22 protein-coding genes are annotated in these 25974 nt (G+C 59.7%); 14 read left to right on the forward strand and 8 right to left on the reverse strand.

The features are described 5' to 3' along the window. Positions 1–80 precede the first annotated feature (80 nt). Complete coding sequence (locus AC3IX4_RS13660) at positions 81–842, reverse strand: enoyl-CoA hydratase/isomerase family protein (RefSeq protein WP_489261030.1); 762 nt, start codon at positions 840–842, stop codon at positions 81–83. Positions 843–1030: 188 nt separating this feature from the next. Here AC3IX4_RS13660 and AC3IX4_RS13665 point away from each other — a divergent pair, with 188 nt between their 5' ends. From AC3IX4_RS13665 to AC3IX4_RS13680, 4 genes are all read left to right on the forward strand, one after another. Further along, positions 1031–1756 (forward strand): IclR family transcriptional regulator, encoded by a 726-nt coding sequence (locus AC3IX4_RS13665; protein ID WP_489261031.1) that lies wholly within the window; start codon positions 1031–1033, stop codon positions 1754–1756. Between the two features lie 19 nt (positions 1757–1775). After that, entirely contained in the window at positions 1776–2723 is a 948-nt protein-coding gene (gene hutG / locus AC3IX4_RS13670) for a formimidoylglutamase (protein ID WP_489261032.1), read from the forward strand. A gap of 50 nt (positions 2724–2773) precedes the next feature. Then, positions 2774–3982, forward strand: a complete 1209-nt coding sequence (gene gltS / locus AC3IX4_RS13675; RefSeq protein ID WP_489261033.1) for a sodium/glutamate symporter — start codon at positions 2774–2776, stop codon at positions 3980–3982. A 165-nt stretch (positions 3983–4147) separates the two neighbouring features. After that, positions 4148–4759, forward strand: a complete 612-nt coding sequence (locus AC3IX4_RS13680) for a cell wall hydrolase (RefSeq protein ID WP_489261034.1) — start codon at positions 4148–4150, stop codon at positions 4757–4759. Positions 4760–4814: 55 nt separating this feature from the next. Here AC3IX4_RS13680 and AC3IX4_RS13685 read toward each other — a convergent pair whose 3' ends face one another. Further along, positions 4815–5519 (reverse strand): DUF1120 domain-containing protein, encoded by a 705-nt coding sequence (locus tag AC3IX4_RS13685; RefSeq protein WP_489261035.1) that lies wholly within the window; start codon positions 5517–5519, stop codon positions 4815–4817. Positions 5520–5705: 186 nt separating this feature from the next. Here AC3IX4_RS13685 and AC3IX4_RS13690 point away from each other — a divergent pair, with 186 nt between their 5' ends. After that, positions 5706–6395, forward strand: coding sequence for a GNAT family N-acetyltransferase (locus AC3IX4_RS13690; RefSeq protein ID WP_489261036.1), 690 nt, complete (start codon positions 5706–5708; stop codon positions 6393–6395). On the opposite strand, the gene AC3IX4_RS13695 is transcribed toward AC3IX4_RS13690, so the two are convergent. Beyond that, positions 6390–7154: an alpha/beta hydrolase gene (locus AC3IX4_RS13695; protein WP_489261037.1), complete on the reverse strand. Its 765-nt coding sequence runs from the start codon at positions 7152–7154 to the stop codon at positions 6390–6392. The two genes, AC3IX4_RS13690 and AC3IX4_RS13695, sit on opposite strands and share 6 nt — an antisense overlap. A 76-nt stretch (positions 7155–7230) precedes the next feature. On the opposite strand from AC3IX4_RS13695, the gene AC3IX4_RS13700 reads away from it, so the two are divergent. After that, a complete protein-coding gene (locus AC3IX4_RS13700; RefSeq protein WP_489261038.1) occupies positions 7231–7635 on the forward strand; it encodes a DUF488 domain-containing protein in 405 nt (134 codons plus the stop codon). 6 nt (positions 7636–7641) lie between these two features. On the opposite strand, the gene AC3IX4_RS13705 is transcribed toward AC3IX4_RS13700, so the two are convergent. Both AC3IX4_RS13705 and AC3IX4_RS13710 read right to left on the reverse strand, forming a co-directional pair. Next, a complete protein-coding gene (locus AC3IX4_RS13705) occupies positions 7642–9453 on the reverse strand; it encodes an ABC transporter ATP-binding protein (RefSeq protein WP_489261039.1) in 1812 nt (603 codons plus the stop codon). Between the two features lie 38 nt (positions 9454–9491). Then, positions 9492–10409, reverse strand: coding sequence for a LysR family transcriptional regulator (locus tag AC3IX4_RS13710; protein WP_489261040.1), 918 nt, complete (start codon positions 10407–10409; stop codon positions 9492–9494). Positions 10410–10567: 158 nt separating this feature from the next. Here AC3IX4_RS13710 and AC3IX4_RS13715 point away from each other — a divergent pair, with 158 nt between their 5' ends. The 4 genes from AC3IX4_RS13715 to AC3IX4_RS13730 all read left to right on the forward strand — a co-directional run bounded on the left by AC3IX4_RS13715 (position 10568) and on the right by AC3IX4_RS13730 (position 17683). After that, positions 10568–12079: an aldehyde dehydrogenase family protein gene (locus tag AC3IX4_RS13715; RefSeq protein WP_489261041.1), complete on the forward strand. Its 1512-nt coding sequence runs from the start codon at positions 10568–10570 to the stop codon at positions 12077–12079. Positions 12080–12140: 61 nt separating this feature from the next. Continuing rightward, entirely contained in the window at positions 12141–13709 is a 1569-nt protein-coding gene (locus tag AC3IX4_RS13720; RefSeq protein WP_489261042.1) for a purine-cytosine permease family protein, read from the forward strand. Between the two features lie 2 nt (positions 13710–13711). Next, positions 13712–15400, forward strand: a complete 1689-nt coding sequence (gene betA, locus AC3IX4_RS13725) for a choline dehydrogenase (RefSeq protein WP_489261043.1) — start codon at positions 13712–13714, stop codon at positions 15398–15400. 162 nt (positions 15401–15562) lie between these two features. Next, a complete protein-coding gene (locus AC3IX4_RS13730; RefSeq protein ID WP_489261044.1) occupies positions 15563–17683 on the forward strand; it encodes a TonB-dependent receptor in 2121 nt (706 codons plus the stop codon). A gap of 522 nt (positions 17684–18205) precedes the next feature. Here AC3IX4_RS13730 and AC3IX4_RS13735 read toward each other — a convergent pair. Then, positions 18206–19102 carry a DMT family transporter gene (locus AC3IX4_RS13735; protein ID WP_489261045.1) on the reverse strand — a complete coding sequence of 299 codons (897 nt, stop codon included), beginning with the start codon at positions 19100–19102 and terminating at the stop codon, positions 18206–18208. Between the two features lie 94 nt (positions 19103–19196). Here AC3IX4_RS13735 and AC3IX4_RS13740 point away from each other — a divergent pair, with 94 nt between their 5' ends. Together AC3IX4_RS13740 and yghX are read left to right on the forward strand one after the other, a co-directional pair. Continuing rightward, positions 19197–20525 carry an aminotransferase-like domain-containing protein gene (locus AC3IX4_RS13740; protein WP_489261046.1) on the forward strand — a complete coding sequence of 443 codons (1329 nt, stop codon included), beginning with the start codon at positions 19197–19199 and terminating at the stop codon, positions 20523–20525. A 133-nt stretch (positions 20526–20658) separates the two neighbouring features. Next, on the forward strand, positions 20659–21546 hold the full coding sequence (gene yghX, locus AC3IX4_RS13745; protein ID WP_489261047.1) for a YghX family hydrolase: 888 nt from the start codon (positions 20659–20661) through the stop codon (positions 21544–21546). Between the two features lie 3 nt (positions 21547–21549). Here yghX and AC3IX4_RS13750 read toward each other — a convergent pair whose 3' ends face one another. Next, the gene (locus AC3IX4_RS13750; RefSeq protein ID WP_489261048.1) at positions 21550–22407 is read right to left on the reverse strand and encodes a CAP domain-containing protein; all 858 of its coding nucleotides are present in this window, start codon (positions 22405–22407) and stop codon (positions 21550–21552) included. 231 nt (positions 22408–22638) lie between these two features. Between AC3IX4_RS13750 and AC3IX4_RS13755 the strand changes: the two genes are divergently transcribed. Next, on the forward strand, positions 22639–22968 hold the full coding sequence (locus AC3IX4_RS13755; RefSeq protein WP_489261283.1) for a hypothetical protein: 330 nt from the start codon (positions 22639–22641) through the stop codon (positions 22966–22968). 164 nt (positions 22969–23132) lie between these two features. Continuing rightward, on the forward strand, positions 23133–25034 hold the full coding sequence (locus AC3IX4_RS13760; RefSeq protein ID WP_489261049.1) for a potassium transporter Kup: 1902 nt from the start codon (positions 23133–23135) through the stop codon (positions 25032–25034). A gap of 15 nt (positions 25035–25049) precedes the next feature. Here the strand turns inward: AC3IX4_RS13760 and AC3IX4_RS13765 are convergent, their stop codons facing one another. Then, a complete protein-coding gene (locus tag AC3IX4_RS13765; RefSeq protein ID WP_489261050.1) occupies positions 25050–25955 on the reverse strand; it encodes an AraC family transcriptional regulator in 906 nt (301 codons plus the stop codon). Positions 25956–25974 lie beyond the last annotated feature (19 nt).

A 25974-nucleotide genomic window follows, 5' to 3' on the forward strand; every position in this document is an offset into this window, starting at 1 on the left:
CGGATGATCTCGCCACAAAAACAGCTGCAATCTTAAAGCAAATCCCGGCGATCCTGACCACCCGAGGGCCTGTGCGCAGATCAACAGTCGGTAAAGACGGCGGGCCGTTGTTCGATAAAGGCGTTGACGCCTTCTCGGGCATCGGCGGTCGTCGCGAGTTGCGCGCCCAGCGTACGCTCCAGTAATAGGCCTTCGCTCAAATCCAGGCCTATGCCGTCACGCACGGCCCGTCGAATGGCCTGCTGGGCCAGCAAACCGTGTTGCCCACAGGCCATCGCCAGCTCGCAGGCATCGTCCAGTAGTGCATCACGCCCTATGGCGAGGCGATCTATCAGCCCGTACGCCAGCGCCTGATCGACGTCTATCGGCTCGCCGCTGAGCATCATCTGCAGGGCCCGGCGTTCGCCGATCAGGCGGGGCAGTAACTGAGTGCCCCCGTAGACGGGCATCAATCCCAGTTTTATCTCCGGCATCCCGAATCGCGCTTGCGGCGCTGCGACGCGAAAGGTGCAGGCCATTGCCAACTCCAGGCCGCCCCCGAACGCCAGGCCATTGATCGCCGCCACGCTGATTTTCGGGAACTGTGCTAACCGTTCTATCAGCCCGTGCATGCGTGCCATGCGCCGTTCAGGATCAACCGACTGCTCCTTGAGGTCGGCGCCGGCGCAGAAAACCCGGCCTTGGCCTACCAGAATCAAGGCGCGGCTCGCATCCGCGGCAATCTGATCCAAATGCGCTTGAAGATCGTCCAGCAGTGACGCGTTGAGGGTGTTGAGTGCCTCGGGTCGATTGAGCATCAGCACCGCACAGCGGCCGTTGTCGTGACGTGTGATGTTGTCCATGGCAGGCACCTTCCAGAGATTGTCTGGGCCCAGACTACGACCGGTGGGCCTGGGTGGGATCGGCCAAACGGACGATCGCCGTCCAATGAAGTGCCACTGGTCATTAATTCGGGCTAATTTCCCACTGAGTGGGAATACGATTTCACCTATCGAGAAAACTCAGTGCACCCTGTCGGCAAGGAGCACTTATGGTCTACCACACGCCAACTGATCGACTGCTGCAAATCCTCGTCGCGCTGGGGCAGGCGGATGACGCGCTGTCGGCCAAAGAATTGTCTGCGCAGCTTGAGCAGCCGCTGAGTAGCACGTATCGGCATCTGAAGACGTTGTTGCGCTGGGGGCTAGCCGAAGAAAACGGCCAAGGTCGCTATCTGCCGGGGCCTACGTGCCTGCAGTTGGCCAAAAAGTTTGATCGTGAGGCGGTGTTGGTCACGCTGGCAAAGCCTGAGCTCAAGCGCTTGGCTGAACTGAGCCAGGAAAGCGTGGCGCTGATGGTGCCAAGCAACGGTCAGGCCATCTGTATCGAGCTGATCGATAGTCCACAGCCCTTGCGCTGTTGCTATCAGAAGGGACTGGCGCAACCCCTGTTGGTGGGGGCATCGGCGCGTGTGTTGCTAGCGTTTATGGACGAAGAGCGAAGCTTCGCCATTCTGCAAGCGCAGGGTATCGAGGCCGATGCTTTTGAGGCGTATCGACAAAGTTTTCTGGCGATTCGGGAAACCGGTTACGCCATCAGCCTCAGCGAAATCGATGAGGGTGTCTGGGGCGTGAGCGCCCCGGTACTGGACAGCCGCAATCGCCTGCATGGGGCTATTAGCCTTATGGCGCCAGCCTTTCGCGCACAAGAGCGCAGCGAAAGGCTGACCCGCTGGACCCAGGAAGTTGCGCTGCGAGTAAGTGCGCGACTGGACTGAAGTAAACGGAGTAAGCAACATGACTAACAATTCTAACAATCCTGTCCTGCCGATCTGGCAGGGCCGCATCGACGCTGGCGAAGGGCAAGCGGCGCGCCGCTGGCACCAATGGGTGCAACCCTATGCCAGCGAGCAACCGGCAGGCGTGGCTTTGGTGGGTTTTGCCTGCGACGAAGGCGTGACTCGCAATCAGGGTCGCAGTGGTGCCCGTCAAGGCCCGCAGGCCCTGCGAAAAGCATTAGCCAATCTGGCCTGGCATGGTCAGCGCAGCGTATACGAAGCGGGCGATATCGAGTGCCAGGGCGAAGACCTGGAAGGTGCACAGCAGGCTTACGCCCGTCGCGTCACTGAACTGCTCGACGACGGCCACTTGCCGATAGGGCTGGGGGGAGGGCACGAGATCGCCTTTGCCAGTTTCAGCGGCCTGGCCGACCACTTGCGAAGCAAAGAAGCGCGACCGCGCATCGGGATTCTCAATTTTGATGCCCATTTCGACCTGCGTCATGCCGAGCGAAGCAGTTCCGGTACGCCATTTCTGCAAATCGCCGACTACTGTGTACAGAACGGTCTGGCATTCGACTATTGCTGCCTGGGGATCAGCCGCTTCAACAACACCCCTGCGCTGTTCGATCAAGCCGAGCGCTTGAACGTGCGCTACCGACTCGACGAGCAGATGCAGCCTTGGCATTTGCCGGAGGTCGAGCGTTATCTGCAAAGTTTTCTGGACGAAATCGACTACCTGTACATGACGCTTTGCCTGGATGTATTACCGGCAAGCCAGGCACCCGGCGTCAGCGCACCGTCAGCCCACGGTGTGGATTTCATGGTAGTCGAACACCTGGCCCGGATGGCCAAGGCCAGCGGCAAGTTGCGCATGGCCGACGTCGCGGAGCTCAACCCTGATCTGGACCAAGACAGCCGTACCGCCCGCATCGGTGCTCGCTTGTTGGCCAATCTGGTGGATTGAAGTTTTCAGCCCATTTCCTTTGTTTATTTATAAAAAGAAGAGTTCTGCCCATGTTAACCCTGCATTTGAATGCATTGACCACCGTTGCCCTGGCATTGTTGTTGCTGGGAATTGGCGCACAGTTGAAGAAGCACAGCCGCTGGATGCGCCAGCTCTGCGTACCGGCACCGGTCATCGGCGGTTTCGGTTTTGCCCTGATCGTCTGGCTGTTGCGCGACCAGCAGTTGCTGGACATCCAACTCGACACCGTCATGCAAACGCCTTTGATGGTGGTGTTCTTTACCACCGTTGGCCTGGGCGGCAGCCTGGGGCTATTGCGCCAGGGCGGCAAGATTCTGTTTGTCTACCTGGGCGCTTGCTGGGGCCTGGCCCTGCTGCAAAACGTGGTAGGTGTCGGCATGGCCAAGGTGTTGGGCATCGACCCATTGCTGGGCATCATGGCCGGTGCTGTTTCGCTTGAAGGCGGTTTCGGTGCAGCAGCAGCCTTCGGCCCTATCGCCGAAAGCCTGGGCACCGCCGGTGCGACCACTGCAGCCTTGGCTTCGGCCACCTTCGGCATGGTGGCCGGCGGCTTGTTGGGCAGCCCGGTAGCGCGCTTTCTGATCGACCGCAAAAAGCTGGCCGTGCAGACCGATCAGTCCGAAAGCCTGCAAGCCCTGGAAAAAGCCAGCACGGCTTCCAAGGCCGTGCTGGATGCACCGGTGCTGTTGCGTGTATTGACCTGCATCCTGGCGATCATGGTACTGGGCTTCTGGATGGGTGATGCCCTCAAGGAGCATCTGGGTATTGTCTTGCCTGTGTATGTGGGCGCAATGTTCGTCGCCATCATACTGCGCAACATCAACGACCGGGCTCAAGTCATTGACATGCCGGACAACGCCGTCAGCACCCTGGGCGATATCAGCCTGGGCATGTTCCTGACCATGGCCATGATGAGCCTGAAGTTCTGGGAGCTGGAGAACCTCGGTTTGCCGCTGCTGGTGATTCTGGTGGTACAGGTCGTGATCATGGTGCTGCTGTGCATCTTCGTACTGTTCCGCCTGTTTGGCAGCAACTACGATGCCGCCGTCCTGTGTGCGGGCTACATGGGTCACGGGTTGGGCGCAACGCCTAACGCAGTGGCGAACATGGGCTCCATTTGCGATCACTACAAAGTGTTCTCCCACAAGGCCTTTATCATTGTGCCGCTGTGTGGCGCGGTGCTGATCGATATCGTGGCCTTGCCGTTGATTACCTGGTTCATCAACGCCTTCAGCTGATCTGTGGCCGGCGTGCCGGACCACTGCGATGGTACGCCGCTGTCTGTAGGAGCCAGGCTTGCCTGCGATGGTGTCGCCGCGGGATTAACTGATACACCGCGGCGACACCGTCACAGTGGTCCGGCATTCCGGCAAGCCTGGCTCCTACAGTCAGAAGGTTCGATCATGGTCGTCATCCGGGTAGCACTGAGCGTGGCAACCCTTTTGCTCGCAGGCCCGCTATGGGCCGCCGACTCCGAGCAAAAAGCCGAACAGGCGTTGGACAAGGCGCAAGTGCTGGAACGCAAAGCCGCCGCCGAAACACCTCCCCCCAAATCCAAAACCATCACCACGACCGAAGTTCAGGCTGTCGATCCGGCCGGTAAGGACGCCCTGGACGATGCCATCACCTGTCTGTCTCGTAGTATTTACTGGGAGGCCAAGGGCGCGGAGGCCGCTGACATGGAGGCCGTTGCCAGCGTGGTCATGAATCGCCTGGGGCATGACGGATTTCCAGACACCGTCTGCGGGGTGGTCAAACAAGGTGTGGAGCAGAAAACCTGCCAGTTTTCCTGGTGGTGCGATGGCCGTTCGGACCTGGTCAAAGAAGATGAACGCTACACCATCGCCAAGGAAATCTCGCGCAAGGCCCTGAATCAGCAGTTGCGGGACCGCACCCACGGCGCTTTGTATTTCCATGACCGCAATGTACATCCCGATTGGGCCAAGGTTTACTTGAGGACCGCCCAGACGCGCAAATTCCTGTTCTATAAGCCTCGAGGAGACAAGGCGCGGTAAAGGTGTGCCTGACCCAATGAGTGCCGGCCTGGGTGGCAGGCCGGCTGAAGATCAATTACAGATAAAGCACCTCAACGGTTGCGGCCCCATCGATTGGGACTTCATTGCTCAAGTCCAGGTCTTGGCTGCGAAAGATGGTCATGGCGATATACATGTTGGTCATAAAAGAACTGATTGGCATCGGTTCCGTGGTACCTGTGGTCGCATAACCGGTGATGCTGTCTCGAGCGAAAATATAACCGGCAAGTTCGCCACCGATAGAGTAATCGCCGTTGCGCCAGGTCGCCCCATTATCAAGTGACCAAAGTGAGCTGATCCCAGTGGTATTGTCAGCAACATAACTGGCCTGCGGTGTACGAATCGAGTAACTACCGATTTTTTGATCGCCATTGGGGGCCAGCCCGTAGTCAGCATTTGCCAAAACGGGCAGCCCTTCCGGCCGCCCATCAATTCCACGCAGGGCAAAGCGCGTCGAGCCATCGCACACCACCCTCAACTGATAATCCGATGACTTGAAGTAAGTGGGAGCTGTCTCATTGAGGTCTTGTGCCGAAATCCGGCCGAAGTCGAAGTTGCCTCCATTGCTGATCGATGGCGTACAGGACGCGGGGGTAATGACCCCGGTGACGGTCAGGTCGGTGGTGGATTGAGCGAAGGCGGTGGGTATCACAGCGATCAGGGCACTCAGGGCAAACAGAGGTGAAAATTTCATTGCGATAACGGTCCTCGTAGGATGAATTGCCGTCCAGGCGGATGCCATGTAAGGCGATGGCCATGTTAGGAGGGAGCTTTTTAAATTTCGACGGGCCGTTTCCCAAATAAAATCGGATTGTTCCTATGGGGCTTAGGATTTTTCCGAAGACGGCTCGCCGCATCACGCTCGACGTTGAACGGGTTATCATGCCCAACCCCCAGGGGTATGCCTTTCTTTGGAGCCTGCAATTCGATGTTCACGATCACCCATTTTCAATCTCGGCCGCCGGAGCCGATCAAAAGCCAGATCCTGCAAATGGTGGTCGACCACGTCACCGACATCAGCGCTGTTGCCATTGCTGTGAGTAATCCGTTGTACAACCTGTACCAGTACGGCGTGGGCCATGAAGTCCATCAGTACCTGGAGGCCATGGACGGCTCTGGAAACCTTCGCGTCGAACTGATCGTCGCCACCGAACCCCAGGACGACACTGTGCTGGGGTTTGTGCTTTATCTACCGGCACAGGATGATCCCCAGGCCTGCGCGGTGGCGTATATGGCCGTCAAGCCGAGCCACAGGCGCCAGGGCATCGCGCGCGGCATGCTCGATCAGATGGTGGCGCGCTATCGACATGCCGAACTCGCCTGTTTTATTCCCAAGGTGCCGTATTTCGAAGCAATGGGCTTCAAGGTGCTGGGTGTCCGCGGCCCACAGGTGCTGTTGAACACCCAGGACTACCGCAGCAATGGCTTGATCGCGGTGCTGGACGTGGCGCCCATTTATCGGTCGGTGGAAGTCCAGCAGATCCACACTTACCTGCTCAAACAGCATGGCAAGAAGGCGATGGTGGAAGCCGAGAAAAAACGCGACCGCCATCTGGATGAACTGACCCGTCATGCCCAGGCATTCGTACGGGAGCGGTTGGGGCAAGGTTCGTTATAGCGCTGCCTTGATCATCTCAAGGTAGAGGGGGCTGGCAGAAATCGAGTTGTGATTGGTTGCCGGCAGGGTCTGCAGGGTGGCCACGCCAGGGGGAAAGTGGGTGTACAGCCGTCGAGTGCTGGACGCAGAAACGACCTCATCCTGCTCGGCGGCGATCAGGTGCGTGGGCACCCTGATCAAAGGGGCATATTTCCAGGAATCGTATCGATCCTTGAGCAGCCACTTGACCGGAACGAAAGGAAACTGGCGCGACGCAAGTTCTGTAAGCGAGTTGTAGGGCGTGATCAAGATCAGGCTGCTGGCCGGGCGCTGGCTGGCCAAGCGAATAGCCACGCCAGACCCCAGGCTGCGGCCGATCAGTGCGATATTGGGGTGCAGGGCGTAGACCTTGTCGAACAATGCCAGGGCGTCGCGCGCAAGGGCGTCCTCCGAAGGAGACCCGGAACTGCCGCCGTAGCCTCGGTAGTGCATCAAGTAGATCGCACGATTTGCAAATGCACGGGAAAAAGCCGCCAGGTTGAGGGACACATCCTCGGCGTTGCCACCAAAGTAAATCAGTGCATCAGGGCCTTCGTGAGGGCGCACCGAGACTTGCAAAGTGGCGCCTGCGACCTGCAACTGGAGCAAGTCGGCCGCAGTATCATGGCGGCTCGGTTGCGGGTAATAGATCAGGGCGCGCTGAAACACGAACAGCGCCAGGCACAGCAGCACATACAACGCCGCAAGGCCAACAACGACAAAAAACAGGGTTCGTTTCATTTGCGCCATTGCACACTGTGCACTTGAAAGGCTTACCAGCAGTTTAGACTCAGGGGAATCAATACGGAGTTGCGCCATGATCCAGTGCAAGCGAGCCTATGACCCCGCTACGGCGCAAGACGGCCGCCGGATTCTGGTTGACCGCCTTTGGCCGCGCAACTGCCGCAAGGATCAATTGGCACTGGACGCCTGGCTGCCAGAAGTGGCGCCCTCGACAGCCTTGCGCAAGGCGTTCAAGGGCGGCGAGCTGGATTTCGCTCAATTTGAAACAGCCTATCGCCTGGAACTGGCTGCCCGTCCTGAGCATTGGTGGGCATTACTGGCCATGGCCGAGCAGGGGACATTGACCCTCATCTTCGCGGCTAAAGACCCACTCGCCAACAATGCAGTGGTCCTTGCCCAATGGCTGGAGGAGGAGCTGGAGCGTCGCGCAGGGCCCAGTTCTGCGGTGTGTTATCGCGACGAGTTCCCGGACTATTGACGGTAATTATCGATAACCCCTGGCCTGCAGGTCGAACAGTTGGGCATAGCGCCCACCCAAACTCATCAGCGATGCATGATTGCCCCTTTCCATGACCTGCCCCTGATCCAGAAGCAGAATCTGGTCGGCATTTCGCACGCTGGAAAAGCGGTGTGAAATCAGCAGGCTCATGCGGCCCTGGGCGTATTCACGAAAATGTTCGAACACAGCCGCTTCCGCAGCGGCGTCCAGCGCGGCGGTGGGCTCATCCAGAATCAGGATATCGGCATCGCGTCGCATATAAGCGCGAGACAGGGCGATTTTTTGCCATTGCCCGCCAGACAGCTCCCGGCCACCGGCAAACCACTTGCCGAGCTGGGTTTGATAGCCATGGTCCAGGTGCTCGATAAAGGGTGCAGCCATGCCCAGGGTTGCAGCCTCTCGCCAGCGTGCTTCATCGGTAAAGGCTTGAACATCTCCCACGCCCAGGTTCTCGCCGACCTTCATCTGATAACGCAGGTAATCCTGGAAAATGACCCCGATCCGGCGGTGCAAGGTGCCCGGGTCCCACTCGCTCAGGTCACTGCCGTCGAGCAGAATCCTGCCCTCGGTTGGTCGGTAGAGGCGCGTGAGCAATTTGATCAGGGTGGTTTTACCCGAACCGTTTTCGCCCACCAGCGCCAGGCTGTTGCCGGGCTTCAAATGCCAGTCGATGGACGACAGTGCAGGCGTGTTTGCTCCGGGGTAGGTAAAACCAACACTTTCGAAGCGCAAACCATCGCCCGGTTGTACGCCGACCGCCCGGTGGCCGCTGTCGACGGCCACGGGCTGGCCCAGGTATTCATGCAGGTTGGTCAAGTACAGCCCGTCCTCATACAAGCCGCCAATGGCACCCAGGCTTGAGCTGATGGCTGTCTGTCCCTGTTTGAACAGCACCAGATACATGGTCATCTGGCCCAGCGTGGTGGTGCCATTGACCGTATCAAGCACGACCCAGGCGTAGGCCAGGTAGAAAGCCAGCGTACCGAGCAGCCCCAGCACGAAGCCCCAGCCGTCACGGCGCAGGGTGAGGCGTCGATCTTCGGCATAAAGCCGGGCAAAGGTGTCCCGGTATCGTTGTAACAACAGCGGTGCAATGCCGAACAGTTTCACTTCCTTGATATGGGCTTCCTGGCACAGCAACGCCTCGATGTAATTCTGCTGGCGAGCCTCTGGGGCGCGACGGGTGAATAGCCTGAAGGCATCGCCCGAAAAGTGCGTTTCCGAAAAAAACACCGGCAAGGCGCCCACCACCAGGATCGCCAAGGCCCAGGGTGAAAAATGGACCAGCAGCACCGCGAAACTCAAGAGCGATATGAGGTTCTGCACCAGCCCCAGGGATTTTGTGACCAGCCCCAGTGGGCGGGTCGAGGCATCTCGTCGTACGCGTACCAGTTTGTCGTAGAAATCCGAGTCCTCGAACTGCAACAGTGACAAGGTCTGGGCTTTTTCCAGGATCAGCAGGTTAACCTTTTGCCCCAGCTGCACCCGTAATAGCGATTGCTGCACCGAGAGCGCCCGTTGAGCGGCTGCCAACAAAGCCAGCACACCGGCTTCGGCGAGCACGAATCGCAGCACTGGCCACAACGGTGCATGGCCCTGGCTGGCATGCAAGCGCATCCCTTCGAGCACCGCATCAACGATGCGCTGGCCTAGCCACGCTGCCACGGCGGGCAAGACCCCGGCAATTAGGGTGGCGACCACCAACCCCAGGAACAGCCCCCTGGAGGTTTGCCATACCAGTCCTAGCGCCAGTCGGGCTTGATCGATAAAGGCAGTCAAGCGTTTGAGCGAAGGCATTCAAGACTCCCCACGTTCTACTGTTCGGCAGGCGAGGGCTAGAACCCCGAGACCCCGGGCCGTGAACAGGCCACCAGGTCTTCAAGGAAGGTCTGCAGTATCGGTGGCGGTGCCGCACTGCGGCGGGTGATCACATCAAAGTCCGACATCAGGCGCAGGCTGACCGGTGCCAACTGGTGCATTTCGCCATTGATCACCCATTGCGCCGCAAAGTGCATCGGCAAGAAACCCACATAAGCTCCCGAGATGATCAGAATCGCCAGCGCCTCGATGTTGTCGACGGTGGCAGCAGCTTTGGTGACACCGAGATTTTCCAGGTCGTATTGCTGCATGAAGCCCCTGGCGACGATCCGGGAGCTGGCGACCTCCTCAAGCAGTGCCGGCCCTTCCAGCTTGCTGCCGAACAGCGGGTGTCTGCGCCCGCAATAGAGCCCCAGGGCCTCCTGGTAAAGCGGGGTGTGCAAAAGGCCTGGAACGCGAGTTGGAAAATGGCCGACCGCCAGGTGCAGGCGACCATCCAGGACCCGCTCTTCAAGCTCGGCGGGGCTGCCCACGTAGACATTGAGGTGAACATCGTGGCCGCGCGATACGAAGCGCTGGGTCGTTCGCGGAATCGGGGAGTCGGGGTCGGTGATGGTGGTGTCGATGATGCCCAGGTTGAGTTGGCCGCTGATGTTCTGTTTGAGGACATCGGCATCCAGGCAGAAGTGCTCCACCGCCGTCAGCAAACGCTGGGCCGCTTCGTGGATCGCGATGCCCTGCTCGGTCAGGCGAAAGCCGCTACGCCCTCGCAGGCACAGCTTGACCCCCAGGCGTGCTTCCAGTTGGCTCATCTGTTCGCTGATGGTGGATTGGCCTACGTTCAAGGCTGCCTGGGCCGCGGAAAAGCCTCCGCATTTGACGATGGTGACAAACACCCTGAGCAATTTCAGGTCGACATCGTATAGCTGAATCACACCCACCTCCGGCTGGCAAATACATCGATAGATGCCGATATAAGTATCTTATATTTTGCATTTTCTCCATGAATACTTGCGCCCATAGTCTGTTCAGCGACGGTCAGCGTTTGCGGCTGACCGCTCTTGATCATCATCGCCGTACAGAGACAACAATAATGGACATGATCGTTAAGCAGTACCTGCAAACTTTCGGTGTATCCGAGGCAACCCAGGCCTTTCTCTCCAAGACTCAGAAAATGTTTATCGGTGGCCAGTGGGTATTGGCCAGCGATGGGCAAACCTCGGATGTCACCGAGCCGTCCACCGAAGGCCTGATCACCCGAATTCCCATGGGCACCACGGCCGATCTGGATCGCGCCGTGCAAGCGGCCCGCGCACAATTCGACGGGGGCGCCTGGCGCCAGGCCAAGCCCCTGGAACGCGAGCGCATGCTGCACCGGCTGGCTGACCTGATCGAAGCCAATGCCGCAGAGCTGGCTGAAATCGAAGCCATCGACATGGGCAAGTCAGTCGCCTGCGCTCGCGAAGTGGATATTCAGGGCACTGTCGATACGTTCCGCTACTTCGCCGGCTGGGCCACCAAGCTGCACGGCCGCACGGTCGAGCCTTCGTTGCCGGGCAATTACCTGGCCTATACCCGCAAGGAAGCGGTGGGTGTGGTCGGCGCCATCGTGCCGTGGAACTTCCCGCTGCAAACCATGGCCTGGAAGCTGGGCGCTGCGCTGGCGACCGGTTGCACGGTGGTGGTGAAACCGGCCGAGTTGACCTCGCTGTCGGCGCTGCGCTTTGCCGAGCTTGTGCAAGAGGCGGGTATTCCAGAGGGCGTGGTCAATATCGTCACCGGTCGCGGCAGTGTGGTGGGCGCGGCCATGGCGACCCACCCCGGCATCGACAAACTGACCTTCACCGGTTCAACCCCCGTCGGCCGCACCGTAGGCCAGGCCGCGCTGGATGACATGAAGCGCCTGACCCTGGAACTGGGCGGCAAATCACCGGTCATCGTCTTCGCCGACGCCGACCTTCCAGCCGCTGCCCGTGCGGTGGCCAACGGCGTATTCTTTAACTCAGGCCAGGTCTGCGATGCCGGCACCCGTGCCTATATCCACCGCAGTGTCTACGACGAATTCCTGCGCGAGCTGGCCGCCTATACCCAGACCTTGAAGATTGCCCCCGGCATGGACCCGGACTGCTTTATCAGCCCGCTGGTCTCGGCCCTGCAAAAAGAGCGGGTGCAGGCGTATATCCAGCTCGGCAAAGAGGAAGGCGCCGAGGTGTATTACGGCGGCGAGCCTATCGAGGGCCCCGGCTATTTTGTCCAGCCGACCATCTTCGCCCATTGCCGCAACGACATGCGCATCGTCCAGGAAGAGATTTTCGGCCCGGTGCTGGTCACCGCCCCGTTCGATGACGAGGAAGAGGCGCTGGCACTGGCCAACGATTCACCCTTTGGCCTGGCAGCCGCCCTTTATTCCAACGACCTGGGCCTTGTCCACAGCCTGATCCCCCGCCTGCGCGCCGGTTCCGTGTACGTCAACGCCCACAGCACCATCGACCCGGCGATGCCGTTCGGTGGCTACAAACAATCCGGGTTTGGCAAGGACCTGGGATCGGAACAGCTGGAGTTCCTGCTGGAGACCAAGGCGGTCTGGATTACGCTGCCGGGCTGAGTGCAGCCCACCCCTGCAGCGGCACTGACGTGATGTTCACAAAACAACAAGAGACCTCATCATGCACACTCCATCTAAGGCCGCCAGCCCTTCGACGCAGCGCATTGACGCGCTTGCCGTCGAAGGCCACTCGATCGATTTCATTCCTGAAAGCGAGCGCACCGACAAACTCAGAAGCCAAGGGCCGTTCTGGTTTTTGGGCAACTTCACCTTCTTCACCATGACCATCGGTTTCGTCGGCCCCAGTGTCGGCTTGACCGCCTTGTGGACCACGCTGGCCGGCACGCTGGGCATCATGTTCGGCACTTTGTTCATGGCCTTTCATGGCTCGCAAGGCCCGCACCTGGGCTTGCCGCAGATGATTCAGTCGCGGGCACAGTTCGGTTATCGCGGTGTGATCCTGGTGTTGTTGGCGACGCTGTTTGTGTTTGCCGGCTTCAACATCGTCAACCTGGTGTTGATGATGCAGGGGCTGCACACACTGTTCGGGTTCAATCCGGTGGCCGTGGCGTTGGCGGTGACCTTGCCGGCTGCGCTGCTGGCGATCCTTGGGCATGACTGGATGCACCGCAGTTTCAAATGGGCGCTGTATTTGTCGCTGCCGCTGTACGGGTTGGTGACATTGGCCGTGCTGATGAATTGGGTCCCCGATGCGCCGCTGCCGGTGCTGGCGGCCGGTGAAGTGGCGCCGCCACCGCTGGGCTTCAACTGGACGGGCTTCATCGCCCAGTTTGCCGCGGCCGCGAGCTACAACATCGCCTATGCCCCGTACGTTTCCGACTACTCGCGTTACCTGCCGAAAAACACACCGGGCGGCAAGCTGATCGCTGCGGTGTTTCTGGGTGCTTCGTTGTCCGGGGCCTGGATGATTGCCGTCGGCGGCTGGTTGGCCGAGCACCTGCACACCACCGACGTGCTGGTAGCGCTGGGCCAGGTCGGGGACACGGTGTCTTCGCTGGTCGGTACGGCGGTGGTGGTGGTGACTATCCTGGCCTTTGTGCCGGTGATCGCGATGAATATCTACAGTGCCAAGCTCACAACGCTGACGTGCGTCGACTCGATCAAGCACATCGAGCCGACCCGCAAGGCCCGCGTGCTGGCCATCACCTTTGTGATCTTGCTGCAACTGGGGGTGGCGCTGAGTATCCAGAGCTCTGGCAAAGGGTTGTCGGTGCTCGGGATCTACCTGGTGGTGATGCTCTACTTCCTGGTGCCCTGGACCTCGGTCAACCTCACCGACTACTTCTTTGTGCGCAAGGGCCGCTACGCCATTCCGCACTTTTTCCAGCCTCAGGGCAGCCTCTACGGTAATTGGGGCCTGCGCGGCATTGCCTCCTATTTCATCGGCTTTGTCGCGATGATCCCGTTTTTCTACATCTACGACGGCGTCGAACAGCGCGAGGTGTACGTCGGCCCGTTGGCCAAGGCACTGGGCAACATCGACGTCGCCTGGCTGGTCGGCCTGATTGTCTCGGCGATTGCCTACTACCTGCTCAGCCGCTCGATCGACCTGGTGCGCGAAGAGCGCGTGATCCACCAGATCGAAGCCACCAGCCCGCATTTCACGACTGGCGATAAAAGGGCCAAGGCCCCTCTGGCGCCGCTCGGCAAAACGACCTTTGGGAGATAACCATGGCGACTCAACAATACGACTACATCATTATTGGCGCAGGCTCAGCCGGTTGCGTTTTGGCCAACCGCTTGAGCGAAGATCCCGCCACCTCTGTGTTGGTGCTGGAGTTCGGCGGCAGTGATCGCAGCGTGATTATCCAGATGCCCAGCGCGTTCTCGATTCCGATGAACACGCAAAAATACAACTGGCGCTACGAAACCGACCCGGAGCCCCACCTCAATGGTCGCCGGGTTCACTGCCCACGGGGCAAGGTGCTGGGCGGTTCCTCATCAATCAACGGCCTGGTGTACATCCGCGGCCATGCGTGCGACTTCGATGAGTGGGAGTCTCTGGGCGCGCAAGGTTGGGGGTATCGCAATTGCCTGCCGTATTTCAAGCGTGCCGAGCATTACGAAGACGGCGGCGATGACTATCGTGGCGGCAGCGGCCCGCTGCACACCACCAACGGCAACCACATGAAAAACCCGTTGTACGGGGCGTGGGTAGAGGCGGGCGAGCAGGCCGGCTACATCAAGACCGACGACTGCAACGGCTTCATGCAGGAAGGTTTCGGTGCCATGCACATGACCGTCAAGGACGGCGTGCGCTGCTCGACGGCCAATGCCTACCTGCGCCCAGTCATGGACCGTCCGAACCTGACGGTGATCACCAAGGCCATGACGCGCCACATCATTATGCAAGGCAAGCGCGCGGTGGGGGTTGCCTACGACTGCAACGGCAAGACCCATGAGGTGTTCTGCAAGCGCGAAGTCCTGGTGTCATCGGGCCCGATCGGTTCGCCACACCTGTTGCAGCGTTCTGGTATCGGCCCGGCTGAAGTCTTGAAAAAAGCCGGCATCCCCGTTCGCCACGACCTGCCGGGCGTGGGTGAAAACCTGCAGGATCACGCCGAGGTCTACATTCAATTCGGCTGCAAGGAGCCGGTCACACTCAACAGCAAGATGGACCCGTTGAGCAAACTGATGATCGGCCTGCGCTGGCTGCTGTTCAAGGATGGCCTGGGTGCGACCAACCACTTCGAAGCGGGCGGCTTTATCCGCTCGGAGGAGGGGCTGCGCTGGCCCGACATCCAGTTCCACTTCCTGCCGGCGGCCATGCGCTACGATGGCAACAAGCCGATCAAGGGCCATGGCTTCATGGTGCTGACCGGGCCGAACAAGCCCAAGAGCCGTGGCTTTGTCCGGGCACGTTCGGCGGACCCTTACGAGCACCCACAGATTCTCTTCAATTACCTGGAGCGTGAAGAAGACCGTGAAGGCTTCCGCCGTTGCGTGCGTCTGACGCGCGAGATCATCGGTCAGCCGGCCATGGATCGCTTTCGCGATGCCGAGATCGCGCCGGGGCCGCAGGTGAGCAGCGATGCAGAAATCGATGCGTTCGTGCGCGACAACCTGGAAAGCACCTACCACCCCTGCGGCTCTTGCCGGATGGGCGAGGACGACATGGCGGTGGTCGATTCCGAACTGCGGGTGCGCGGCATTGATGGCCTGCGGGTGATCGACTCTTCAGTGTTCCCGACCGAGCCCAATGGCAACCTCAATGCCCCGACCATCATGCTCGCCGAGCGTGCATCCGACCTAGTGCTTGGCCGCACGATGTTGCCGGCCGCTGAAGTGCCCATCGGCCTGGTGCAAGACTGGGAAACCCGTCAGCGCAGCAAGGCACCAGTGCGTAATGTTCGGGTTTGAATGATCGGCCAGACAACGGAATAGCAACCGAGTTCAACATCCGAGCGCGTTCGTTCGGATGTTGTGAACCGTGTCAATAGTATGAATAAGAATTATATACATTTACATACAAAGAATAATCGTTATCATTAGCGCGATAAATCATCCAAGAAGGTGTCTAAGGTGGCTTTTTCGCGCATTAACCCGGCCTGCGTGTCGTTGCTGGGTGTTCTGGTTGTATCCGATTTGCATGCAGAAACAGAGTCTGCTCTGACTTTGCCGACCACGGCTGTCAAAAGCGATTACAGCGAGCAGAGCTACCTGTCGAGCGAGAGCAAGAGCGCATTGAAAATCGATGCCCCTCTGCGTGATATCCCGCAAACGGTGAACGTGATTCCCCAGAGCGTGATCAAGGACCAAGGTGCGTCGTCGATGGAAGACGTGCTGAAAAACGTCCCCGGTATTGGTCTGTCCAATGGCGATGGCCAGCGCGACCAAGTCACCATTCGTGGTTTCAGCGCCATTGGCGATATGTACGTCGACGGCGTTCGCGATGATGCGCTGTACTTCCGTGATCTCTCCAACGTGGAGCGGGTGGAAGTGGTCAAAGGCCCGGCCGCTGTGCTTTATGGTCGTGGTTCTTCCGGCGGCTTGATCAACACCGTCAGCAAGAAGCCCAACTTCACACCCAAGCAGGAAGTCGGTGTCAGTGTCGACAGCGAAGGCAAAAAACGCACTCAGTTCGATGCCGGCTGGGCTGATCAGCAACAGGGCGATAAAGCCTTTCGTGTAACCGGTGCGCTGGAGAACAGCGACACCTTCCGTGACGACGGCTATATCGATCGCAAGGCCCTCGCGCCTTCCGCTTACTTCAAGCTGTCTGACGACCTGGAACTGAACCTGGGCGCCAGCTATCTGTATGACAAGCGCATGATCGACTTCGGCATCCCGGCCCTGGGCAATCGCCCAGTGGATGTGGACCGTGAAAAGCGTTTCGGTGCCGGCGACCCGGATGACGACTACTCCACCAGTGAAGTGTTCTCGTTCACGGCCGGCGTCGACTACCGCATCAATGATGACTTCAGCCTGAGCAACACCAGCCGCTACTACCACTACGACCTGGATCGCAACAACACGCTCGCGGACTCCAGCCCAACGCGCTTCGTGACCGCCCCCAACGGCGAGTTGCTGATCAAACTCACCCGCGGCAACGTGCAGCGCAAAGAAGATGGCTGGTTCAACCAGACCGAACTCAAGCAGCGTGCCGTACTGGCCGGGATGACCCATAACCTGCTCTATGGTGTGGAGTTGGGGCGCCAGGAGAAGTATCAGTCGGTGTTCAGCCAGGCCAACGTGGCGCAGGTTCCGGTGTTCCGTGATGCCTTGGTCGATGTGCCATTCAAGGCCAATCGGCAAACCGCCAAGGGCACCAATATCCAAGACACCGCCGGGTTCTACGTGCAGGACATGATCGAACTGGCACCCCAGTGGAAGGCTTTGGTGGGGGTACGGTATGACGTCTTTGACCAGAAATATAACGATGACTTGAGCAATCGCGACCTGTCCCGTACCGACACCACCTGGAGCCCGCGAATCGGCCTGGTCTATCAGCCGGATCAGATTCAGTCCTATTACGTTTCGGTGAGCCGTTCCTATCAGCCTTCCGGTGAAATGTTTGCCCTGGCCGCGACGAGCGAGGGACTTGAGCCGGAGGAGACCACCAACTATGAAATCGGCGGCAAGTGGGACTTGCTCGACAATCGCCTGGCGTTGACCGCGGCGCTGTTCCGTCTGGAACGCACCAATATGAAAACCAGCGACCCGGCAAACCCCACCCAATTGGTGCTGTCGGGTGAGCAGCGCACCGATGGTCTTGAGCTGACCGCCACCGGTCAATTGACCGACAAGTGGCAGGTCTATGCCGGCTATGCCTTCCTGGACGCCGAGATCACCAAGTCCAACAGCCGTACCAACGGTGTTGCCAACGAAGGTCAGGTACCCACTTTGACCCCGCGTCACAGCGCCAACCTGTGGCTGGTGCGCTCGCTGACCGAAACCTGGCGTGTGGGCATGGGTGCCAACTACGTGGATGACCGCTATACCGCGCTGGATAACAACGTGGTCATGCCGGCCTACACCACCGTGGACGCTGCGCTGCTGTACAACCAGCCGAAATGGGACATGGCCTTGCGTCTGCGTAACGTGTTCGACAAGGACTATTACGCCTCCGCCCACGGCTCGGTGGACCTGATCACGCCTGGCGCACCACGCACGCTGGAACTGAGCACCAACTACCGTTTCTGAGTGTTGGGGGCTGCTGACAACCCCCCAAATTTGCGCTTGAAATGACCTGTAGGAGCCGACCTTGGTCGCGATGGCCTCACCGCGGTTCTCCGTAGACCGCGGTGAGGCCATCGCGGCATAGGTATCTACACAATTCTGGGGCAGCGCGGCTCTTGTAGCCGCTGCCGAGGTACGAGGCTGCGATCGGCGGCGAAGCCGTCGTAAATTCAGGCCCTTCGGTGTGCCTGATGGATTACGGTCTCAGGTTTTACGGCCGCTTCGCTGCCGATCGCAGCCTCGTACCTCGTCAGCGGCTACATTCGTAGCAGTAGACGAGTTCAGCGAGGCCAGGTCCGGGGACGTAGTCCTCGCAAAGCCTGTACTCGCGGTGTATCTGAATACTGAAGTGCCAGGTTTTACGACTGCTGCGCAGCCGGACGTGGCCTCGTTCTACTCGTCCACTGCTACGAAATGCAGTACACCAAAAGATGTGTAGATACCTATGGCCATCGCGGTGGTCCGGCACTCCGGTAAAGCCTGCTCCTACCTTGAAAACCTGCGAGCGCCCACCACGCAGAAGATGACCGCAACGGTCACCCCCAGCATGCCCAGGCTGACCTGTTCATGCAGCAACGTGGCCGCCAGTGCCAGACCGAAGAACGGTTGCAGCAACTGCAACTGACCGACCGCCGCAATCCCGCCCTGAGCCAACCCGCGATACCAGAACACAAAGCCGATCAGCATGCTGAACAGCGAAACGTAACCCAGGCTGGCCCAGGCACTGGGGCTAATGCCTGAAAAAGAATGCGGGGCAGTTATCCAGGCCAGTGCAGCCATGACCGGCAGCGACACCACCAAAGCCCACGAAATAACCTGCCAACCGCCCAGCGTGCGAGACAGTTTCGCACCCTCGGCGTAGCCCAACCCACAGGCCAGAATCGCCAGCAACATCAAGGCATCGCCCAGGGGCGCAGCGCTCAAACCTTGCGTGAGCGCATAGCCCACCACCAGCAGGCTCCCCAGCACCGAAAAAACCCAGAACGTCGGGCGTGGACGCTCGCCGCCGCGCAGCACGCCGAAGGCTGCCGTGGCCAATGGCAGCAGGCCGACGAACACGATGGAGTGAGCCGAGGTTACGTACTGCAGCGCCAGGGCTGTCAGTAGCGGAAAGCCCACGACAACCCCCAGCGATACCACAATCAGCGGCACCCATTGATGCCGAGCGGGGCGCTTTTCCTTGAACAGCGTGAGCAAGGCAATGGCGAGCATACCGGCGATGGTGGCGCGAGCTACGGTCAGGAACACCGGGTCGAACTCCAGCACCGCCAGGCGCGTGGCGGGCAACGAGCCGCTGAAGATCACCACGCCGATCAAGCCATTGAGCCAGCCACGGGTGGTCTGGGACGTGGCTGTTTGTTGCAGATTCGATGCGCGTTCCATGGGCGGTCCTACTCACAGTTGCGAAATGGGATACACAGAGGCATCGTAGGGCTGCTTATCAGTACAATCAAAAAATTGTCATGGATACATTCACATGCCTCGTTCACGCTACAAATCAGTCGTCGATGCGTTTGCCGCGGATATCAGGGCAGGGCGATTGCCGCCGGGGACGCGCTTGCCCACCCATCGGCAGTTGGCAGCCAGCGAAAAACTCGCGCTGGTCACGGCAAGCCGGGTCTATGCCGAGCTCGAAGCCATGGGCTTGGTCAGTGGCGAGGCGGGCCGCGGCACCTTTGTTCGCGAGACTTCGTTGCCACCGAGCCTGGGTGTCGACCAGAAGCACATCGCGGTGGGCATGATGGACCTCAACTTCAATTACCCCTCGTTGCCGGGTCAGGCGGACCTGCTGCGCACCGCGCTGCGCCAGCTTGCACTGTCCGGCGACCTCGAAGCCCTGTTGCGCTACCAACCTCACGCCGGGCGCTTGCATGAGCGCGCTTCGGTGGCGCGTCACCTGTTGGCGCGGGGCCTGTCGGTGGAAGCCGATCAGGTGTTGATCGTCAACGGTGCGCAACAAGGCTTGGCGGTGACCCTGATGGCGCTGCTGCAGCCAGGCGATGTCATCGCGGCCGACGCCCTGACGTATTCGGGTTTCAAGGTGTTGGCCGAAGCGCTGCACCTGGAGATCGTCGCCATTCCCGTGCTCGAACATGGCCCGGACCTGGAGGCGTTTGAGCAGTTGTGCCGTCACCGACGGGTGCGCGCCGTGTACAGCATGCCGACACTGCACAATCCGTTGGGCTGGGTGATGAGCCTGGCCCAGCGCGAGCAGTTGGTGAGCATTGCTCGCCGACATGAACTGCTGATCATCGAGGATGCCGCCTATGCCTTTCTGGTCGAAGAGCCCCCGGCGCCACTGGCCGTGTTGGCGCCGGAAAGAACCGTCTACGTGTCTGGGCTTTCCAAGAGTATTGCCACTGGATTGCGGGTGGGCTTTATCGCCGCGCCCATCGAACACATGCCAGCCCTGGAGCGAGCGATCCGTGCGACCACCTGGAACACCCCAGGCATACTGACCGCGATTGCCACCGGCTGGCTCGACGATGGCACCGTCATGCAGTTGGAGGACGAAAAGCGGCGCGATGCACAGGCCAGGCAAGCCATTGCTTCTGAGATGTTGGCAGGGCTACGTACGGTGGGTCATCCCAATTCCTATTTTCTATGGTTGCCCTTGCCTGAAGACGCTCGCGCCGACCAGGTCGTCGTGGCGTTGTTGCGCGAACAGGTGGCCGTCTCCACGGCTGAGCCGTTTGCGATCTCGGCCCATGTGCCTCATGCGTTGCGGTTGGCATTGGGCTCGGTGGAGTTACCGGTGCTGCGCCAAGCGCTGGCGAAAGTCCACTGGATTGTCTCCGCCCTGTAGGAGCAGGCTTTAGCCGCGATGGCATCACCACGGTTCATCGTAGACCGCGGTGACGCCATCGCGGCTAAAGCCTGCTCCTACAGCGCCCGTGGTCTACCCTGAATCGATGCCTTTATTGACTGGGGAGCCTGCTATGGACCGTCTCACCGCGAAAGACTTTGCCCCTGAGCTGCTGGAACTGTACGACTACTATGCCCATGGCCAGATTAACCGCCGCGAGTTCCTGGACCGTGCGGCGGCTTTTACCCTGTGCGGTTTGTCGGCCAGTGCTTTTCTGGCAGCCTTGAGCCCCAACTATGCGCTGGCCGAGCAAGTGTCCTTTACCGACCCGGCCATCATCGCGGAGTACATCACCTACCCATCACCCAAGGGCAACGGCCAGGTCCGCGCCTATCGAGTGCGTCCCGCCAAGGCGGCTGCAAAAGTACCGGGCGTTGTGGTCGTGCATGAAAATAGAGGGCTCAATCCCTACATCGAGGACGTCGCCAGGCGCCTGGGCAAGGCCGGTTTTGTCGCACTCGCCCCGGATGGCCTGAGCTCGGTAGGCGGCTATCCCGGCAATGACGACAAGGGGCGGGAGCTACAGCAGAAGGTCGATCCAGAAAAGCTGATGAATGATTTTTTTGCCGCCATCGAGTGGCTGATGAAGGACGCAGCCACCACCGGCAAGGTCGGTATCACAGGGTTCTGCTATGGCGGTGGCGTCGCCAACGCGGCGGCGGTCGCGTACCCAGAGCTAGGAGCGGCGGTGCCATTCTATGGACGCCAGCCCAATGTTGAAGACGTGGTGCGCATCAAGGCGCCTCTGCTTTTGCATTATGGCGAGCTGGATACGCGCATCAACGAAGGGTGGCCGGCGTATGAAAAAGCCTTGAAAGCGGCCGGCAAAACCTATGAAGCCTATATTTACCCCGGCGCCAACCACGGTTTTCACAATGATTCGACGCCTCGCTATGACGAAGCCGCCGCCAACCTGGCCTGGGACCGGACCCTGGCCTGGTTTCGCCGCTATCTGGTGTAAGGCTTAGCGGGCGCCGAACATCATCGTCCAGTAGATGCCGTATTCGCTGCGCGAGTCGGTGGTGGCCGCCGCGCCGACCTGTGTGAACATCGGGTTCATCAGGTTGGCGCAATGGCCGGGGCTGGCCAGCCAACTGGCCATGGCCTGGCTGGGCGAACCTTGCCCGGCGGCAATGTTCTCGCCAACTTGACGCCCACGGTAGCCGGCAGCCCGGGCCCGGTCATAGGGAGAGTTGCCATTCGGGTCCTGGTGAGCGAAGTAATCGCCACGGGCCATTCCCCGGCTATGGCCCAAGGCCGCCGTTTGCAGGGCGCTGCTCCAGGCCAGCGGCTTGGCGGGTGCAAAGCGCTGACGCCCACACATGCGCGGTTTGGCCCGAGCAGCGTTGACCTGAGCCAGCAAGGATTTATCAGTGCTGCGCCCGTCGCTCATACGGCTATCGATCAAAGGCCGGGCCAGCACCAGCTGCCATCGTCCACCGGCTTGGCTCAAGCTGATGTCGGCGTATTGGCTGTCGAGTACCGAGTCGCAATACTCATTGCGCAGCATGGCGAATGCGGAATTGGCATCGCGGGCCCCCACCAGTTGGATACTTTCCACCTTTGCCGCCTGATAGCCACGGGCTTTCAATCCATCGCGCAAGCTACCGCCGTAACCCATGGGCAGCGTTAGTTGTGACGTCAGTTTCAGCGGCGCCATCGCTGGTGCAACGCGCCCCTCGCAGCGTCCGGGGTGGGCACGATAACTGTTGATGGCTTGTAGTAACTGTCGCTCGTCAGCGCCATGGGCCGAGTTGGCAAATAGGGGCAGTGTGAACATCAGGCACAGTGAAAGAGCGCGACAGCGGAAGGTAAGGCGCATGGGCGAGCAGCTCGAAGAAGATGAGGGTGAAGACTCAAGGCTCGAATAGGACTGCTCGTTGGTGCACTAGTTTCAGCTGTTAAAACAAATATTTACCCGTGCTTTCGAGGACCAGTTCTAGGATTGAAGCGCGTCAGGTGCGTAAACCATAGAGCAGGCAATTTGCTGGCCCCCGGCTTATTAGCCAAGCGGCAGAATCCTTCTTTTTCAATGGATTAGGTGAATAACCTTATGCGGATTGTCTGTTATGCGCTGGCATCGCTCGTCATGGTCATTGGCTCGCTGACCGCCCAGGCAAAGCCTCTGAGGGAAAACGAACGCTATGTGTGCCGATGGGGCTCGGGCATCGCCGGTAATGCCCAGGCCTGGAAGCTCTCGGGCATCAGCCGATACGGCGCACGTCAAAAGCTAATCAGCCACAAGTTCGAGAAACAGTGGATGCGCCGCATGGCCTTGGGTATCACCGAGCAGACCTACGACAGCGCCACACGGATGAAGCCTGAGCGAGTCAAGCAGATCTACTTCGATGACTGCATCCGACACGAAATGGCGCGACGCTGACGCCCCTGGCAACGGAATTGGGCTGTTTTAACGCCATTGGGTCAGGGCTGCACCGTTGTGAGCAGACTGTGCGTGAGCTTTACGGTTTCTTTACGGCGATTGTTGCGTCCTGCAAGGATACTTGCAGATACAAATCTGCACTTCAATTTTCGAGAAACATCATAGTGAGCCAACCTGCTTCCCACATAAACGAAGACTCTCATGCAAAAACTTCAGCCGCAGGCCTGCTGGTTGCAGCGGTAGGCGTGGTCTACGGAGACATCGGCACCAGCCCGCTTTACACCCTCAAAGAAGTATTCGCCGGGCACTATGGGGTACAGGCTAACCACGATGGGGTGCTCGGCATTCTTTCGTTGATTTTCTGGTCGTTGATCTGGGTGGTATCGATCAAGTATGTCTTGTTCATCCTGCGGGCGAACAATCAGGGGGAAGGCGGCATCATGGCACTGACAGCACTGGCCCGTCGTGCTGCCGTGCCCTATCCGCGCCTGAGCAGAGTGCTGGTCCTGCTCGGTTTGTTCGGTGCCGCGCTTTTCTATGGTGACAGCATGATCACCCCGGCGATCTCAGTCCTTTCCGCCGTAGAGGGGCTGCAGCTTGCATTCGATGGGATAGAGCACTGGGTCGTACCTTTGTCCCTGGTCGTTCTGGTTCCGCTGTTCTTGATCCAAAAACACGGTACCGCACGAATAGGCATCTTGTTCGGCCCCGTCATGGTGCTGTGGTTTTTGGTTCTCGGTGCTCTGGGGATCTACGGCATTTTGCAGCGTCCCGAGGTGCTGCAAGCGCTCAATCCCTATTGGGGCGCGCACTTCTTTATCGTCCATCCGGGGATCGGGGTGGCTATTCTCGGCGCCGTCGTGCTTTCACTGACAGGTGCCGAAGCGCTGTACGCCGACATGGGCCACTTCGGTCGCAAGCCGATCGCTCGCGCCTGGTTCATGCTGGTGCTGCCAGGGTTGGTGCTGAACTACTTCGGCCAAGGCGCCTTGATCCTGGGCAACCCCGAGGCGGTACGCAACCCGTTCTATCTCCTGGCACCCGATTGGGCGCTCCTGCCGATGGTCGGCCTTTCTACGCTGGCCACCATCATCGCCTCGCAAGCCGTGATTTCCGGTGCCTTCTCCCTGACCCGCCAGGCCATCCAGCTTGGCTATGTACCCCGTATGTTCATCCAGCACACTTCGAGCCAGGAACAGGGGCAGATTTACATCGGCACGGTCAACTGGGCACTGATGGTGGGCGTCGTACTGCTGGTCATCGGCTTTGAGTCTTCAAGTGCCCTGGCCGCCGCATACGGGGTAGCAGTGACAGGCACCATGTTGATCACCACGATCCTGTCCTCGGCTGTCGCGCTGCTCCTATGGAAAATGCCGCGCTGGCTGGCGATCCCGATGCTGCTCGGCTTTTTGCTGGTGGACAGCCTGTACTTTGCGGCCAACGCCCCGAAGATTGTGCAAGGTGGGGCCTTTCCCGTCATCGCAGGTATTGCGCTGTTCATTTTGATGACGACCTGGAAACGCGGTCGCAAGATAATTGTCGAGCGCCTGGACGAGACCGTGCTGCCGCTTGATCTATTCATTGGCAGCCTGCGTGCGCAACCGCCGCATCGAGTACAGGGTACCGCGGTATTTCTAACGGCTCGGGCAGACGCCGTCCCGCATGCCCTCTTGCACAATTTGCTGCATAACCAGGTGCTGCATGAGCAGGTTGTGTTGCTCACTGTGGCTTCCGAAGACAGCCCTCGCGTACCTGCAGAGCGGCGGTTTGATGTGGAAGATTACGGCGACGGGTTCTTCCGGGTAAACCTTCACTTCGGCTTCATCGAGGAGCCTGACGTGCCTGCGGCCTTGAGCCTTTGCCGCGTGAGCAAGCTGGATTTCAGCCCGATGCGTACCACGTACTTTCTGAGCCGTGAGACGGTTATCCCGACCAAGCGTATCGGTATGGCGCGGTGGCGGGAGCATTTGTTCGCCTTCCTGCTGAAGAATGCCAACAGCAACCTGAGGTATTTCAATCTGCCGCTCAATAGGGTGATTGAGCTGGGAACCCAAGTAGAGATGTAGCGTTGGGGCGGGCGATCAAGCCGAAATCTGCCGATAACCGTCTTCCTCCCCAGGGCTGCGGTCAAAGTGGCGTTTGTACTCGCGGCTGAATTGCGAGGTGCTCTGATAGCCCACTCGATGCGCGACCTGCGCCACACCCAGGCGCTCACCGATCAACATCTGCTGGGCCTTGAGCAATCGCAACCGCTTCAGGTACTGCATGGGCGAAAACAGCGTGTTGCGCTTGAAATGTTCGTGGAACGTCGAGGCGCTCATGTTGGCGCAATTGGCCAATGCGTCGACGTTTAGTGGCTCGGCATAGTGTTCGTGCAGATAAGCCAGTGAAGACGCGATGCGAGCAAAGTCCCCTTGCTGTTCGACCAGCGCGCGCAACACGCCTGCCTGGGGACCGCGTAGCGCTACGTACAGCACTTCGCGCACCCGGGCCTGGCCCATCACCTGGCATTCGAGCGGGTCCTGCAGGCAGCGCAGCAACCGCTCGACACTGTCGCGCATGGCCGGGGTCAGCGCGGCTGAAGTCATGGACTCCGGGGTCTGGGCCTGTACTTGCTCATCGGGCATCAAGCCCATGCTTTGCACCAACTCGGCCAATACGGTGCGATCGATGGCAACGGAGACGCCCAGCAAGGGTTCATCTTCGGTGGCGAAGGTTTCGCACATGAAGGGGACGGACAAGGCCTGCACCAGATAGTGGCCGGCGCCATATTCCAGCGTCCGCGGACCGAGGCGCGCCAGTTTGCTGCCCTGTGCGAGGATCATCAGGCTGGGCTCGTAGATCTGCGGGCTGCTGGCCACATAGTGGTCCCAGGACAGCACCTGCACCTGAGGCAAGCGGGTATCGACAAAGCCCGGCCGGGTCGCCAGGGGCTGGATAAGCGAGCAAAGCGTGGCATTGGCATCGCTGTGGCGGGTGAGCAGCATGAGAGTCCAGGCGCAGGAT

The organism is Pseudomonas sp. KH_021 (genome assembly GCF_057838865.1).